Genomic DNA, 16,144 nt, shown 5'->3' with positions numbered 1-16,144 from the left:
CCACCTCCTCAGGCACTTAATGACGTGAAGGGGAATCCCGCTCGGGTACAAACTCCGGCGGTGTATCAAAAGTGTGCAACGGTGCCGGGCTGGGCAGCGTCCACTCCAGCCCCTCGGCACCTTCCCAGGCCTGCGCCGGTGCTTTTTCACCCTTGCCACGAATACAGAGGATCACCACCGCCACAAACAGCAACTGCGAGATACCAAACAGGAAGCCCCCGATCGAAGACAGCAGGTTGAAGTCGGCAAATTGCAGGGCATAGTCCGGTATCCGGCGCGGCATACCGGCCAGACCTGAGAAGTGCATCGGGAAAAAGGTCAGGTTGACCCCGATCACCGACAGCCAGAAATGCGTCAGCCCCAGTTTCACATTCGGATAAACACCGGACCATTTCGGCAACCAGTAATAAGCCGCCGCCAGAATGGCAAACACCGCACCCGGCACCAGCACATAGTGGAAGTGCGCCACCACAAAGTAGGTGTCGTGATACTGGAAGTCAGCCGGAGCGATTGCCAGCATCACCCCGGATAGGCCACCAATGGTGAACTGCACAATAAAGGCCAGCGAAAACAACATCGGCAACTCAAAGCTGATCGAACCCCGGAACAGAGTGGCAATCCAGTTGAACACCTTCACCCCGGTCGGCACCGCAATCAGCATGGTGGAATACATGAAAAACAACTGCGCCGTCAGCGGCAAACCCACCGTGAACATGTGGTGTGCCCAGACCACAAACGACAGGATGGCAATGGATGCCGTGGCATAAACCATCGAGGCATAACCAAACAGCCGCTTGCGGGCAAAGGTCGGCACAATGGCCGAAACAATGCCAAACGCAGGCAGGATCATGATGTACACCTCGGGATGTCCGAAGAACCAGAACAGATGCTGGAACAGCACCGGATCACCGCCCCCGGCGGCATCAAAGAAACTGGTGCCGAAGTTGATGTCCAGCAGCATCATGGTGATCACCCCGGCCAGCACCGGCATCACCGCAATCAACAGGAAGGCAGTGATCAGCCAGGTCCAGACAAACAGCGGCATGTCCATCAGGCGCATGTTGGGCGTGCGCAGATTCAGGATGGTGGCAATGATGTTGATGGCCCCCAGAATCGAACTGATACCCGCCAGATGCATGGCCAGAATGAAAAAGCTGGTGGAGGGCGGTGCATAGGTGGTCGACAGCGGGGCATAAAAGGTCCAGCCGAAATTCGGGCCGCCACCTTCCATGAACAGTGTTGACAGCAGGATGGTGAAAGACACCGGCAATAACCAGAAACTGAAGTTGTTCAGCCTTGGCAGCGCCATGTCCGGGGCACCGATCTGCACCGGAACCATCCAGTTCGCCAACCCGACAAAAGCCGGCATGATGGCACCAAACACCATGATCAGACCGTGCATGGTGGTCATCTGGTTAAAAAACTCCGGCAGGATAAACGTCATGCCGGGCTGAAAGAGCTCTGCACGAACCACCAGCGCCATGGTGCCACCGATGAAAAACATCAGCAGCGCAAACAGCAGGTAAAGGGTACCGATTTCCTTGTGGTTGGTGGTCAGCACCCAACGCAGCAGGCCGCGTGGCTGATGGGCATGATGTCCGGCGGCAGCACCACCGGCAGTGGCTTCACTGGCCGACTGCTGAACAACCGGACGGGGAAGGGATCGAGATGTCATGGCTCAGCTCCTGTTAACGGTCCAGCAGCGCGCGGATTTCGGAAGGTTGCACCGCATCACCGGTATCATTGCCCCAGGCGTTGCGCTCATAGGTGATCACTGCCGCCAGATCATTCACGGAAAGGGTCGTACCGTAACCTGGCATGGAAGTACCGGGACGCCCGAACAACACCGCATTGATGTGTTTGTCACGTCCTTCCGCACTGGTCATCACCGGGTTGCCACGCAAGGCCGGGAAGGCCGGCGGCATGCCGGAGCCATCAGCCTGATGGCAAGCTGCACAGTAGGTGGTGTAAACACCGGCACCCCGCTCATTCAGCTCTGCCAGGGTCCATTCACGCTCACCACTGGCGGCTTCCGCTGCGGCGGTTTCACGCTGTTCATCCAGCCAGGACAGCCAGACCTCTTCAGTGACCGCCCGCACCTCAATTGGCATGTAGGCATGATCCTGGCCACAGAGCTCAGCACACTGTCCACGGTAAGTGCCGGGCTCATTGATGATGGTCCAGGACTCATTGATAAAACCGGGAATGGTGTCTTTCTTGATGGCCAGATCCGGTACCCACCAGGCATGGATCACATCATTGGAGGTGAACAGAAAGCGGACTTTTTTGCCGACCGGCAACACCAGCGGGTTATCCACCTCCAGCAGGTAGAAGTCTCCCTTGTCCTCTTCACCGAGGATCTGACTTCTTGGTGTGCCCAGATTACTGAAAAAACTGATGTCCTGATCCAGGTACTGATAATGCCAACGCCACTGGTAGCCGGTGACCAGAATATCGATTTCAGCATCACTGGCATCGTAGATCTTTTTCAGGGTGGCCGTGGCGGGAATGGCCATAATCACCAGAATCGCCAGCGGAATGGCTGTCCAGATCACTTCCACAGTGGTGTTTTCATGGAAGTGTGCCGGTTTGGCACCCTTGGATTTACGGTAGACAAACAGCGACCAGAACATCACCCCGAATACCACCACGGCGATTGCCACGCAGATCCAGAAAATGATCATGTGCAGACTGTAGATCTCACGGCTGATATCCGTGACACCTGGCGGCATGTTCCAGCCGGATGAAGTATTGATGGCAGAAGCCAGAGCGGGGCCGGTCAGCAGCAACAGCAACCCGCAGCTCCTGTAAAGGAGTTGCAGCATAGATCCCTCCCATCCTTAAGCTTGTTGTTTTTGTTATTCAGCTTGGAGTATAGGAGGCAGCCGCCATACGGCAGAAATACTTTGTTAATTTTTGTATCTGTCAATGATTTCAATCAATTAAAACTGAATTCAATTCTGATGCAGCGCATGAATAACCAAGAACTCAAGAAGCCGCAGCCCAGCGGGCAACCAACAGCACCAGAACCACAAACACCCCCGCCATGAACAGGCCCGCAAGGATATAGGGCCAGGGCGAGGACTGCTGAAAGTCTCGCTGGCGATTGCGTTCGGATTGCACACCAAAAAATGCTGCCAGCACAGCTTGAAGGGCACGAAGCATGATACAGATCTCCAATCGGGTGATTGGATGAAGTCTGGTGCAGATAACAAAAAAGGCCACCATTTCTGGCAGCCTTTTCTTGAATTCTGGTGGGTTGTGAAGGATTCGAACCTTCGACCAATTGGTTAAAAGCCAACTGCTCTACCACTGAGCTAACAACCCTGAAAAGCAATCTTGCTTAGATGACCTGATATCCAGTGCCAATATATACCACTATGGCTGATAACAGGTTTTGCGTTGGTGGGTCGTGAAGGATTCGAACCTTCGACCAATTGGTTAAAAGCCAACTGCTCTACCACTGAGCTAACGACCCCTTAACGCGGCGCATATGATAGCTTTTTTTTGCTGCCTTGCAACCCCCAAAAAGCAAAAACTGCTGATTTTATTTATGCCTGCGTTGAATGCCGCGCACTGGCTTGCGAGCACCACCGGCACGATTGCGCTGTGCGGAACGCGGTGTTTCCATCGGGGTTGCCGATTTACGGCTTAAACCTGCCAAAGCCGAGAGCTCATCAATTTCACTCTGGGTCAGCTCGATCCATTCACCCATCTTGGTGCGCTTGTCGAGGAAGGTATTGCCGTAGCGCACCCGCTTCAGGCGGCTGACGGTGACACCCTGAGATTCCCACAGGCGACGCACCTCACGGTTGCGGCCTTCGGTGATTACCACGTGATACCAGACGTTGATGCCTTCGCCACCCACCAGTTGAATATCGGCAAAACGGGCCAGGCCATCTTCCAGCATTACTCCTTCTTTCATGGCCTGCAGCATTTCATCGGTGACTTCTCCCATCACCCGCACCGCATATTCGCGCTCGACCTGGTGAGAAGGATGCATCAGACGGTTGGCCAGCTCACCATCATTGGTGAACAACAACAAACCGCTGGTGTTGATGTCCAGCCGACCAATGGCAATCCAGCGCTCACCACGCAGGCGCGGCAGGTGATCAAACACCGTGCGCCGACCCTCCGGGTCCTTGCGGGTCACCAGCTCACCTTCCGGCTTGTTGTACATGATGACCCGGCGCGGCAGGTCTTCTTCATTTTTCAGGTGGACCGCACGTCCCCGGACGGTGACACGATCACGTGGCGTGATGCGATCGCCAAGAATGGCAACACGACCATTAATGGTCACCAGCCCGGCATCGATCAGGGCTTCCATCTCACGACGTGAACCCAGCCCGGAACGGGCCAGTACTTTTTGCAGCTTTTCGGTGGCTTCAGCCGCAACAGCGGCCTTTTCATGGGTATTTTTCATCGGTGTTCACACACGGCAGCGTAATAAAAGGGCAGTCTGTTTACTGCCCGGAAGGTTCTTCATCATCCTGATGCTGCACAAAGCGCTCTGCCAGATCCGCAAAGGTTAGTTCCTTCACTTCCGGCAAGGGCGCTTCCAGCAGGTCGGCAAGATCAGCGGGATCTTCCGCTGCCTCACCTTCATCCAGCTCTTGATCCACTTGCAACAGCGGTGAATGAGGCGCACGGTCCAGCTCATCCTGCCACTCTTCGGGTTCGGCATCAGCCAACTGACGAAGTTCATCCAGCGGCGGTAATTCATTCAGGCTCTTCAGGTTGAAGTAGTCCAGAAACTGCCGGGTTGTTGCATAGAGTGCAGGACGTCCCGGCACTTCGCGATGCCCCACCACCCGCACCCACTCCCGATCTTCCAGGGTGCGGATGATCTGTGAGCTGACACTCACACCACGCACCTCTTCAATTTCACCACGAGTGATGGGTTGACGATAGGCGATCAGTGACAGGGTTTCCAATAATGCCCGCGAATAACGCGGCGGTTTTTCTTCCGATAAACGGCTGACCCAACCGGCATAACAACTGCGAATCTGGTAACGGTAACCACCCGCCACCTCGACCAGCTCCTGACTGCTGCCTTCGGCCTGCTGCTGCAATATTTGCAGCGCCTGCCGCAGCCGGGTACGGTCAGGCCGTTCAGCCTCATCAAACAGGGCGGCCAGCCGCTCCAGACTGAGAGGTTCACGGGCAGCCAGCAACAAGGCTTGCAGAATACCGGTTAGATCCCGCTCAACATCAGGCAACATCAGGCATTCACCTCATCTGGCATCAACCGGTCATCACTGTCAGTATCACTGCCCAGCAGGCGGCGGCGCACGTGAATCATGGCAAATAAACGTGTTTGCACCAGTTCCACCAACTGTTCTTTCACCAGCTCCAGCAGCGCCATAAAGGTCACCACCATACCGGGACGGCCTTCGTCCAGGTCAAACAGGTCATCAAAGGGCACATAGTTTTCAGCCTGCTCCAGGCGCTCCAGCACCTGCGACATGCGCTCCCGGGTAGACAGGGGTTCACGGCTGATCTGGTGATGGGCCAGCAAATCCACTTTTTTCAGCAGACGGGCAAAAGCCAGCAGGACTTCCTGCAGCTCCACATCCGGGTGCAACACCCGATTTTCCCGCTCTGGATGTTCCGGGTTGGCTGGAAAAAAATCCCGCTCCTGTCGTGGCAACTGATCCAGGCGTTCAGCGGCGCTCTTGAACTGTTCGTACTCCAGCAGGCGGCGAATCAGCTGCGCCCGCGGGTCTTCCTCGTCTTCATCATCTTCACTGCCTGGTGCACGAGGCAACAGGCTGCGTGACTTGATTTCTGCCAGCAGCGAAGCCATCACCAGGTATTCAGCAGCCAGCTCTATCTGCAGTTCCTGCATCAGGTCCAGATAACTCAGGTACTGATGGGTGATGGCAGCCACATTGATGCTGAGCACATCCAGGTTGTGCTTGCGGATCAGGTAAAGCAGCAGGTCCAGCGGGCCTTCAAAAGCCTCCAGAAACACCCGCAAGGCTTCCGGCGGAATAAACAGATCTTCCGGTACGGCGGTGAAGGGCTCACCGGCCACCTTGGCCAGCAAATCCAGTTGCTGGGGTACGGGTTGATTCATCGACTTGTACTTCAGCCGCCAAAGGGTGTCAGATCGCCGCGGCCTTCACGGGTGATTTCCGGCACACCGTCACAGAGATTAACCACGGTGGTTGGTTCGATGGAACAGGCACCACCATCAATGATCAGATCCACCAATTTACCCAGACGCTCACGGATTTCATCGGCTTCATGCATGGGCAGGTCCTCACCCGGCATAATCAGGGTGACACTCATCATCGGTGCGCCCAGCTCTTCCAGCAGGGCATGAGTCAGCACATGATCAGGCACCCGCAGACCAATGGTACGACGTTTGGGGTGCAGCAGCAGGCGCGGCACTTCGGAGGTGGCATTCAGAATGAAGGTGTAAGGGCCGGGGGTGGTGTTCTTCAGCATACGAAACACGGCATTGTCGACCTTGGCGTAAACCGACAGTTCAGACAGGTCAGCACACATCAACGTGAAGTTGTGCTTGTCATCCAGCTCACGGATGCGCTTGATGCGATCCACGGCTTTTTTTTCACCGACACAGCAACCCAGCGCATAGGCCGAATCGGTTGGATAGGCAATCACACCACCTTCGCGCAGGATGCTCACGGCCTGCTGGATCAGTCGTTTCTGCGGATTGTCCGGATGAATTTCAAAGTACTGGCTCATGTGGCGATTCCTGCTGCATGAAAATATTCACTGAGCGGCCGGCAAACCTCCGGCAACACAGCATAATGACCGGGTGCATGACAAGCCGGACCTGCGCCATGAAAGTCGCTGCCCCAACTTGCCTGTAATCCCAACTCTTGTGCCAGACTCACCAGACTGGCTGTCTGCTGGGGGTCTTGCTGACCACTGACCACCTCCAGCCCCTGCCCACCGGCTGCGGCAAATGCCATCACCAGGCGGCGGCGTTTACTGCGGGTCAGTTTGTAATGCTGCGGGTGCGCCAGCACCACAAAAGCGCCAGCTGCACGCAAACGGGCAATGGCGTCAGCCAACTCCAGCCACTGACTTTTGATGTCACCCAGTTTACCGGCACCCAGCCACTTGCGAAATGCCTGGCTGTGATCCGTGACATAACCGGCCTGCACCATGGCTTCAGCAAAGTGCGGGCGACCCGGCACACCGCCGGCGGAATAAACAGTAACGGCGTCCAGCGCAAGGGCGACACCCGCTCGCTGCAGCTTTTCAATGATCCGGGTGGCCCGACTCCAGCGCGCCTTGCGTTGAATGTCTGCCAGCTCGCGGGCAGCTTCATTCAGCCCCCGCGGCCAGAGTGCCACCAGGTGAATGGTGACCCCCAACCAGACACAGGAAAACTCCATGCCCGGCAACAGCTTGATACCCTGTTCTGCTGCCGCAGCACTGGCCTCATCCAGCCCGTCAAAGGTATCATGGTCCGTCAACGCCAGTTCCTGCAATCCCCGCTCGGCAGCCAGCGCCATCAAGGCAGCAGGACTCAGCACACCGTCTGATGCGGTGGAGTGCATGTGATAATCACACTGCTGGATAAGTGGCGGCATAAAGGATTTTTCCGGGCGAGTTACAACCCTGAGAGATTAACATTTTTAACCGGAGAGAACCCGATGTTTTACGCTCTGATCTGTGAAGACAAACCCGGCACCCTGGCTCAGCGCCTGCAAGCTCGCCCTGATCACCTGGCCAGGCTGGAAGCCCTGAAAAATGAAGGCCGCTTGCTGCTGGCAGGTCCACACCCGGCCATTGACAGTGAAAACCCCGGTGATGCCGGTTTCACCGGCAGTTTGGTGGTAGCCGAATTCGACAGCCTGGAAGCAGCACGCGCCTGGGCGGATGCCGACCCTTATGTTGCAGCCGGTGTATACCAACAGGTCACCATCAAACCCTTTAAAAAAGTCCTGCCATAAAACCGCTCCATGACTGCTCAACCAGAAACAACGGTCAGTTGCCATCATCCGCGCACCCTGCAGCAGGCTCGCCTGGAATGGCAACAGGCCACCCCCGTAGCCGGTGACTTCGGTGATGTTTATTTCTCCCGCGATCAGGGACCGGATGAAACCCGCCATGTGTTTCTGGAGCAGAACGACCTGCCCCAACGCTGGGCAGGCTGGCAGCAGAAGCGTGCTTTTGTGGTCGGCGAAACCGGCTTTGGCACTGGCCTGAACCTGCTGGTGGCAATGCAGGTGTTTTTGCAAGTGGCACCCGCCACAGCCCGTTTGCATTGGGTCAGCACCGAGCTCTACCCCCTGACACCCGACGATCTGCAACGTGCACATGCCTTCTGGCCTGCTCTGGCAGAATACGCAGCCTGCCTGCAGCAGTGTTATCCCTTGCCGGTATCCGGCTTTCATCGCCTGCAACTGCATCCACGCATCACCCTGGATCTGCTGCTGGGTGATGCCGCTGAAAACCTGAGTCAACTTCAGGCCAGTGTTGATGCCTGGTGTCTGGATGGTTTTGCACCCGGCAAGAACCCCGGCATGTGGACCGAACAACTTTTTGCTGCTCTGGCTCGCAGCAGTCATGCCAACACCAGCTTTGCCACCTTCACCTCCGCCGGAACCGTTAAACGTGGTCTGCAGGCGGCAGGGTTTGTGATTCAAAAGGTTCCCGGCTTTGGGCGCAAACGGGAAATGCTGCGCGGCCATTTTGCTGCCGATTCGGCCGATCAGCCTGCATCCACACCCGCAGACAACAACCCACTCAAATGGAACCTGCCACCACGCCCGACCGGACGCCTTGCCATCATTGGTGCAGGCCTGGCCGGTTGCGCCACCGCTGAAGCACTCAGCCGACGCGGTTATCAGGCAGATTTACTGGAAGCAACACAGCCCGGTGCCGATGGCTCCGGCAACCGCCAGGGCGTGCTTTACATCAAACTGGCTGTGGATAACACACCTGCCAGCCGCTTTTATCTGGCCGGCCTGGAATACAGTCGCCGCTGGCTGCAGCGACTGGACCCTCAGCAACACTTCTGGTCGGATTGTGGTGTTGTGCAACTGGCCACTGATGAGCAGGAAGCTGCACGTCAGCAACGCTTTCTTCAACGCCAGCAGTTACCAGCCGCATTGGTGCAACCCCTGTCGGCGGAACAAGTCAGCAGCCTGGCAGGCACCCCCACAACCCACAGCGGGCTGCTATTTTCACGTGCAGGCTGGGTCAAACCCGGCGCGCTCTGCCATCAACTGGCCAACCACCTGCCGGGCATCCGCCTGCTGACGTCTCATCCAGTCAGCCAGTTGCAATTTGATGCCAGCCAGAACGTCTGGCGACTGCAAACCGGTGATCAATGGCTGGAATACGACACGGTGATTCTGGCTGCGGCCTACGCCAGCCGACTGCTGGAACCGCAACAATGGCTACCGGTGAAACGCATTCGCGGACAGGTGACCCACGTAACCCTGCCGGACACCCACAACCGGCAACCGGGCTGTGTGATTTGTGCCGGTGGTTATGTCAGCCCGCCCGCAGACAAGACGCTCTGTTTTGGTGCAACCTTTAATCTGCACTCCAATGCCACTGAACTGACCCACGAAGATCAACAGGCCAATCTGGCTGAACTTCATCAGGCGCTGCCGAAGCTTTTAACTGGACTGGGTATTGATGCAGACCACCTGCCCTTGCAGGGGCGCGTTGGTTTTCGCTGCACCTCACCGGATTACCTGCCACTGACAGGACCAGCGCCGCAGCATCAGCAATGGCAAGAGGTTTACCGGGACTGGCACAAACAGGGGCTAAGCGCCACCCCTGATTCACCACCTCTGCATCAGGGGTTATGGCTGCACCTGGGGCATGGTTCACGCGGCCTGGCCAGCATTCCACTCTGCTCGGAATTGCTGGTCAGTCAGATGCTGGGAGAGCCTGCCCCTCTGGAGCAGGCTTTAACTGAAGCAGTGCACCCGGGACGCTTTATCCTGCGTGCACTGAAGCGAAACAACAATGGAGCCGCATAAGGCCGGTCAATCCGATTGGTGCGCCAGCAATACCCAGAGGATCTCTCCGGTGGTGGTGACTTCGTACTCAAACAGCGCCTGCCCACGGATATGGCCATCCTCATAGGTAGCCAGCACCCAGCGACGATTAAGCAGCAGCGACTCCTCTGCAACAAAACGCATGGTACCACCCAGCACCGCCTGCTGTGGAATCAGGTCACTGCGGCCCATCAGGCTTTGCATGATGCGCTGCTCAGGATCACCCAGACCCCGCTCACGAAACTGACGCAGATCAGCGGCTGTCAATCCTGTCACAGCAACCGAAGTGGCTTGGGCATCAGAGTCCGCCAGCGGCAACTCTGACAGTGATGGTTCAGCAGCAGGGGTGTCATCACCTTCATGACTGCTTTCAGTCGCCTCAGAACTTTCAGTCCGACCGGCATCACTGGCCATGCGGGTATCAGGAACAGTGCGCATTTCTGCTTCGGATGTGACATGGCGCTCTCCGGTGGACGGGGCCAGGTCTTCACCACCCTTGGGGATCAACAACACCACTATCAGGATCAGCAGCACCATCAATAACAGTTTGCGCTGAAAATTCATGCCTTCTCCCTTTCCAGATCAAAGTGTAAACATCAGTATTCTTGCAGTTTCCGACTGATGAAACAAACACAGGTTCAATCAACTGCTGCCATAAAAAAGGGCAGCCCGAAGGCCACCCTTGTTTGTTGCTTCGACTGAGATCAACTCAATCCTGCAACGGTATCAGCTCTTGCCAGCACGCTTACGCTCGTTTTCGGTCAACAGCTTCTTGCGCATGCGGATGTGGTTCGGGGTCACTTCCACCAGCTCATCATCATCAATGAACTCCAGCGCCTGCTCCAGACTGAACTTGACCGGCGGGGTCAACTGGATGGTTTCATCGTTGCCTGAGGCACGCATGTTGTCCAGCTTCTTGGCCTTGGTGGGGTTAACCACCATGTCGTTGTCACGGGAGTTGATGCCGACAATCATGCCTTCATAAACTTCCACACCGGGACCAACAAACAGGCGACCACGATCCTGCAGGGTGGTCAGGGCGTAAGCCAGTACCTTGCCGGCACACATGGACACCAGCACACCATTGATGCGGTGCTCAACACTGCCTTCCGCCATCGGACCATAGTGATCAAAAATACTGGTCAGGATGCCGGAACCGGAGGTCAGGGTCATGAACTGGTTACGGAAACCGATCAGACCACGTGACGGGATGATGAAGTCCAGACGCACACGGCCTTTGCCATCCGGGTTCATGTTGGTCATGCGCGCCTTGCGCTTGCCCAGCTCTTCCATGATGGAACCCTGATGCTCTTCTTCCACATCGATGATCAGCTCTTCGTAAGGCTCCTGCTTCACACCGTCAATGGTCTTGATAATGACTTCAGGGCGCGACACACCCAGCTCAAAACCTTCACGACGCATGGTTTCGATCAGCACCGACAGGTGCAGCTCACCACGGCCAGACACACGGAACTTGTCCGGACTGTCGGTTTCTTCAACACGCAGTGCCACGTTGTGAACCAGTTCCTTCTCCAGACGCTCCTTGATGTTGCGGCTGGTGACATACTTGCCATCTTTACCTGCAAAAGGCGAGTTGTTGACCTGAAAGGTCATGGTCACGGTTGGCTCATCCACGCTCAACGGCGGCATGGCTTCAACATTATTCGGGTCACACAGGGTGTCGGAAATGAACAGCGGGTCCACACCGGTGATGCACACGATGTCACCGGCTTCCGCACCGTTCGGGGACTCGTTGCGCTGCAGGCCGTGATAGGTCATGACCTGACCGATCTTGGCCTTACGCTGCTTGCCTTCACGATCAACTACCACCACCTGCTGGTTGGGCAGTGCACGGCCACGGGTGATACGACCCACACCAATAACACCCACATAAGAGTTGTAGTCCAGCGCAGAGATCTGCATCTGGAAAGGCCCATCCACATCCACCTTGGGTGCCGGAACCAGATCAACAATAGCCTGGAACAGGGGGGTCATGTCCTCAGCCATGTTTTCCGGGTCATCCCCGGCAATACCGTTCAGTGCCGAGGCATAAATGATCGGGAAGTCCAACTGCTCTTCCGTGGCGCCCAGGTTGTCGAACAGGTCAAACACCTGATCCACAACCCAATCAGGGCGTGCACCGGGGCGATCCACCTTGTTGATGACTACAATCGGCTTCAGGCCGCGGGCAAAGGCTTTCTGAGTCACAAAACGGGTTTGTGGCATCGGACCATCCATGGCATCCACCAGCAACAGCACCGAGTCAACCATCGACAGCACCCGCTCAACCTCTCCACCGAAGTCGGCGTGACCGGGGGTATCAATGATGTTGATGCGGAAGTCATTCCAGGTGATGGCAGTGTTCTTGGCCAGAATGGTAATGCCACGCTCTTTTTCCTGATCGTTGGAATCCATGACGCGCTCTGCTTCTGCATCACGACGATCCAGCGTACCGGACTGCTTCAGAAGCTTATCAACCAGGGTGGTTTTACCATGGTCAACGTGGGCAATAATGGCGATGTTACGAAGTTTCTCTATCACAAGCTGCTCCCCGGCCAAGCCGGAAGGGTGGTCTAATAGGCCAGCCAGAGGAGACGCTCCTGACCAACCCGAAAAAAAAGGCGGATAATTATAACGGCAGAAGGGTTACAGGAATAGCTTTTTCAAACACCAGGCCCATTAGCTGCATATCAGTGCAACAAGCACCACAACAGTGCATCAGATTAGTGCGAAAGGTATTTTTATGCTCTAATCAGGTGCAAAAGCAGGCGTGAAAAATAAGACCCTGCCTCATCATGAGGCTGAAAACTCAAACCGCACCCTGAATTGATGCAAGCTGGAGCAAAGGTGCATGTTTTTGGCACAGGGATTGCTTTTGTTTTTGCCAGAACTGACCTCAGGCGATTTCCTTCGCATGAAGCAGAATTCGTAAACCTGGAAACCAACGCCAAACCACGGAGGCGAACATGTCCGAAAAGAGCCTTTCTATTATCAAAGAACACGACGTAAAGTGGATCGACCTGCGCTTTACTGATGCTCGCGGTAAAGAACAGCACGTCACCATTCCTGCCGCTTCTGTTGACGAAGAATTCTTCGAATCAGGACAGATGTTTGACGGTTCTTCCGTCGGCGGCTGGAAAGGCATCAACGAGTCCGACATGATCATGCGTCCGGACGACTCTTCTGCGGTACTGGATCCCTTTACCGATGAACCCACCCTGATCCTGCAGTGTGACATCATCGAGCCCAGCACCATGCAAGGTTACGAGCGTGATCCCCGCTCCCTGGCCCGCCGCGCTGAAGAATACCTGAAGTCCACCGGCATCGCTGACACCGCTTTCTTCGGTCCAGAGCCAGAGTTCTTCATTTTTGACGACGTGAAGTGGAAACAAGACATCTCTGGTGCCTCTTACCACATCAACTCTGAAGAAGCGGCCTGGTCTTCTGATGCCACCATCGAAGGCGGCAACATGGGCCACCGCCCACGCGTCAAAGGTGGTTACTTCCCGGTTCCCCCGGTTGACTCTTCCCACGAAATCCGTGGCGCCATGTGTAATGCCATGACCGCCATGGGCCTGAAGGTTGAAGTACACCACCACGAAGTAGCTACTGCCAACCAGTGCGAAATCGGTGTTGCCTTTAACACCCTGGTTAAAAAGGCTGACGAAGTACAGCGCCTGAAGTACTGCGTACACAACGTTGCCCACGCCTTCGGCAAAACGGCTACCTTCATGCCCAAGCCTCTGGTTGGTGACAACGGTTCCGGTATGCACGTTCACCAGTCCCTGTCCAAAGACGGTGTTAACCTGTTCTCCGGTGACAGCTACGGCGGCCTGTCTGAAATGGCTCTGTACTACATTGGCGGTATCATCAAGCACGCCAAAGCCCTGAACGCCATCACCAACCCGCTGACCAACTCCTACAAGCGTCTGGTACCCGGCTTCGAAGCTCCGGTCATGCTGGCTTACTCTGCCCGCAACCGCTCTGCTTCCATCCGTATTCCTTACGTTAGCAGCCCGAAAGCCCGTCGTATTGAGACTCGCTTCCCTGATCCAGGTGCCAACCCCTACCTGTGCTTTGCTGCACTGCTGATGGCGGGTCTGGACGGTATCCAGAACAAGATCCACCCTGGCGATGCCATGGACAAAAACCTCTATGACCTGCCGCCGGAAGAAGCTGCCCAGGTCCCACAGGTTTGTGGCAGCCTGCGTGAAGCCCTGGAAGCTCTGAAAGCTGACCGCGCCTTCCTGACCAAAGGCGGCGTGTTCACTGACGATATGCTGGATGCTTTCATCGATCTGAAAATGGAAGAAGTACACCGTCTCGAACACACCACTCACCCGGTTGAGTTCGACATGTACTACTCTGTCTGATCCCTTTCGATCAGCACAGCAACCCCGCCGCAAGGCGGGGTTTTTTTATGCTTAAAAGAAATGCTCCGATGGGCTATCAAAGGCAAAAAAAAGCCGGCCACCTGACGGGACCGGCTGGAATAAGGCGTTGCCCTTGCCTTGAAAACTGCTGCAATCAGCAAAACTGACACTGCTTACATCTGATGCTTACTGATGCCTGAAGTTCCCGGTCAGATCAGTGACAAACATCAACATCCGGTATGCGCATCAGACAACTGGTGGAAGCCTGGATAACCGGTGAAACCTTTGATCACGGGAAGCCTCAGATGACCGGTGGAACCTTGCGAAACGCCGTTTCAAAACGAACCCGCGCAGCCCGCTCTTCCAGTTCTTCCAGGAAGTTTTCCTGTGTTCTGTGATGCCACTCCAGAATCTCCAGGTAACGACGGATGTTCTGCACATAAACCACCGGCTCATTACCCCGTGCATAACCAAAACGGGTCTGACGATACCACTGGCGTTGACTCAGCAGCGGCAGATGACGAGCCACATCATCCCACTTGTCAGGATCAAACCCCTGGGACTCAGTGATGCGACGCGCATCCTCAAGATGCCCCATCCCCACATTGTAGGCTGCCAGGGCAAAATACAGCCGATCCTCACCCTGAATACGCTCAGGAATGCGGTCATACAGCTGACGCAAGTAACGCGCACCACCTTCAATGCTCTGTATCGGGTCCAGTCGGTTCACACCCAGCTCATTGGCGGTGCGCTGTGTCAGCATCATCAGGCCGCGTACGCCGGTCGGCGAAACCGCATTACGCCGCCAGTGGGACTCCTGAAAACCAACTGCCGCCAACAACTGCCAATCCATACCCTGCACTTCTGCGGCAGCACGGAAATGCGCCTCATACTGGGGCAATCGTGATCTGACATGGCGCAGGAACAGCGGCGCACCGACATACTCCAGATACTGTTCATGACGGTAATAACGCTCCCGCACCTCATCAATCAGACCCAGCGACTGGGCATACTGAATATAACCACTGGCAGCTCGCGCCAGATGCGACTGACGCTCACGCGGGAACAACCACACCATGGCAGCAGATACATCGGTATCAAAAGCCACCCCCACGCGCGGGAAGAAAAAGCGGTTGATATTAAAATCCTGCGCACTGACCAGCGCATAATCCAGATCACCATCCTGAATCATTTTCAGCAGATCGGTCACTTCCAGATCTTCAGTTTCCATCCAGCTCAGGTGTGGATACTGAATCTGATGGCTTTTCAGCACTTCCGCCTGACGAGACGAAGACATCACCGCCAGAGTGCCTTCTTTCAGATCATCCCAACTGCGCGGACGATAATGACCACGGCGATACACCACCATCTGGGATGAGTGCAGCAGCGGCGAAGAGGTGGAGAAGTTGCGCTTGCGATCCAGTGTCAGACCCAGACCACCGGCAGCCATATCCACTTCACCGGCCAGCAAGGCACGCTCAAGTTCCGCTTCGCTGCCAGCAGTAACAATTTCCAGCTCTACCCCCAGATGCTCAGCAAAAGAACGCACCAGCTCATATTCAAAGCCAGCAGCACCTTCGCGGTGCTCGTAATAAACAGAGGGGGTATTGCGCATGGCTACTTTCAAAGTGCCTTTCTGCAGAACCTCTCCCAGAGGATCGGCCTGTTGGCAGCCTGCTGCCAACAGCAACATCAGAAAAAGGACCAGAAGTGTTTTCAATTTCATAAACAGGAGCTCATCGAAAGGTGTTTCGATTCATGTTTACCGTCAGA

Annotated in this window: 14 protein-coding genes and 2 tRNA genes; 3 read left to right on the top strand and 13 right to left on the bottom strand. The window is 55.8% G+C overall.

Features of this window, described 5'->3' with window-relative positions:
- Positions 1-16 precede the first annotated feature (16 nt).
- From ctaD to BT114_RS05830, 10 genes are all read right to left on the bottom strand, one after another.
- Positions 17-1,675: a cytochrome c oxidase subunit I gene (gene ctaD / locus BT114_RS05875; protein WP_072325423.1), complete on the bottom strand. Its 1,659-nt coding sequence runs from the start codon at positions 1,673-1,675 to the stop codon at positions 17-19.
- Between the two features lie 13 nt (positions 1,676-1,688).
- Entirely contained in the window at positions 1,689-2,825 is a 1,137-nt protein-coding gene (coxB, locus tag BT114_RS05870) for a cytochrome c oxidase subunit II (protein ID WP_072325422.1), read from the bottom strand.
- A 163-nt stretch (positions 2,826-2,988) separates the two neighbouring features.
- On the bottom strand, positions 2,989-3,165 hold the full coding sequence (locus BT114_RS05865) for a DUF2970 domain-containing protein (RefSeq protein ID WP_072325600.1): 177 nt from the start codon (positions 3,163-3,165) through the stop codon (positions 2,989-2,991).
- An 87-nt stretch (positions 3,166-3,252) separates the two neighbouring features.
- Positions 3,253-3,327 (bottom strand) — tRNA-Lys (locus BT114_RS05860).
- 76 nt (positions 3,328-3,403) lie between these two features.
- Positions 3,404-3,478: transfer RNA gene (locus tag BT114_RS05855), tRNA-Lys, on the bottom strand.
- 69 nt (positions 3,479-3,547) lie between these two features.
- Positions 3,548-4,423, bottom strand: coding sequence for a 23S rRNA pseudouridine(2605) synthase RluB (gene rluB, locus BT114_RS05850; protein WP_072325421.1), 876 nt, complete (start codon positions 4,421-4,423; stop codon positions 3,548-3,550).
- 40 nt (positions 4,424-4,463) lie between these two features.
- Positions 4,464-5,222: an SMC-Scp complex subunit ScpB gene (scpB, locus tag BT114_RS05845; protein WP_072325420.1), complete on the bottom strand. Its 759-nt coding sequence runs from the start codon at positions 5,220-5,222 to the stop codon at positions 4,464-4,466.
- Positions 5,222-6,079 carry a segregation and condensation protein A gene (locus tag BT114_RS05840; RefSeq protein ID WP_072325419.1) on the bottom strand — a complete coding sequence of 286 codons (858 nt, stop codon included), beginning with the start codon at positions 6,077-6,079 and terminating at the stop codon, positions 5,222-5,224. Before BT114_RS05840 ends, scpB begins: the two co-directional genes overlap by 1 nt.
- Before the next feature lie 11 nt (positions 6,080-6,090).
- A complete protein-coding gene (locus BT114_RS05835; protein ID WP_072325418.1) occupies positions 6,091-6,714 on the bottom strand; it encodes an L-threonylcarbamoyladenylate synthase in 624 nt (207 codons plus the stop codon).
- Entirely contained in the window at positions 6,711-7,571 is an 861-nt protein-coding gene (locus BT114_RS05830) for a PHP domain-containing protein (protein ID WP_072325417.1), read from the bottom strand. Before BT114_RS05830 ends, BT114_RS05835 begins: the two co-directional genes overlap by 4 nt.
- A 63-nt stretch (positions 7,572-7,634) precedes the next feature.
- Between BT114_RS05830 and BT114_RS05825 the strand changes: the two genes are divergently transcribed.
- Positions 7,635-7,934 (top strand): YciI family protein, encoded by a 300-nt coding sequence (locus BT114_RS05825; RefSeq protein ID WP_072325416.1) that lies wholly within the window; start codon positions 7,635-7,637, stop codon positions 7,932-7,934.
- Positions 7,935-7,943: 9 nt separating this feature from the next.
- Positions 7,944-9,980 (top strand): bifunctional tRNA (5-methylaminomethyl-2-thiouridine)(34)-methyltransferase MnmC2/FAD-dependent 5-carboxymethylaminomethyl-2-thiouridine(34) oxidoreductase MnmC1, encoded by a 2,037-nt coding sequence (gene mnmC / locus BT114_RS05820; RefSeq protein WP_072325415.1) that lies wholly within the window; start codon positions 7,944-7,946, stop codon positions 9,978-9,980.
- Between the two features lie 6 nt (positions 9,981-9,986).
- Here the strand turns inward: mnmC and BT114_RS05815 are convergent, their stop codons facing one another.
- A complete protein-coding gene (locus BT114_RS05815) occupies positions 9,987-10,562 on the bottom strand; it encodes a hypothetical protein (protein WP_072325414.1) in 576 nt (191 codons plus the stop codon).
- A gap of 162 nt (positions 10,563-10,724) precedes the next feature.
- The gene (gene typA, locus BT114_RS05810) at positions 10,725-12,539 is read right to left on the bottom strand and encodes a translational GTPase TypA (RefSeq protein WP_072325413.1); all 1,815 of its coding nucleotides are present in this window, start codon (positions 12,537-12,539) and stop codon (positions 10,725-10,727) included.
- A gap of 425 nt (positions 12,540-12,964) precedes the next feature.
- Here typA and glnA point away from each other — a divergent pair, with 425 nt between their 5' ends.
- Positions 12,965-14,371, top strand: coding sequence for a glutamate--ammonia ligase (gene glnA, locus BT114_RS05805; RefSeq protein WP_072325412.1), 1,407 nt, complete (start codon positions 12,965-12,967; stop codon positions 14,369-14,371).
- A gap of 301 nt (positions 14,372-14,672) precedes the next feature.
- Here glnA and mltF read toward each other — a convergent pair whose 3' ends face one another.
- Positions 14,673-16,097, bottom strand: a complete 1,425-nt coding sequence (gene mltF, locus BT114_RS05800) for a membrane-bound lytic murein transglycosylase MltF (protein WP_072325411.1) — start codon at positions 16,095-16,097, stop codon at positions 14,673-14,675.
- Positions 16,098-16,144 lie beyond the last annotated feature (47 nt).

The organism is Marinospirillum alkaliphilum DSM 21637 (assembly GCF_900119735.1).
Lineage (GTDB): Bacteria > Pseudomonadota > Gammaproteobacteria > Pseudomonadales > Halomonadaceae > Marinospirillum > Marinospirillum alkaliphilum.
The sequence above is the reverse complement of the archived record's forward strand: the minus strand, read 5'-3'. Positions and strand labels throughout refer to the sequence as shown.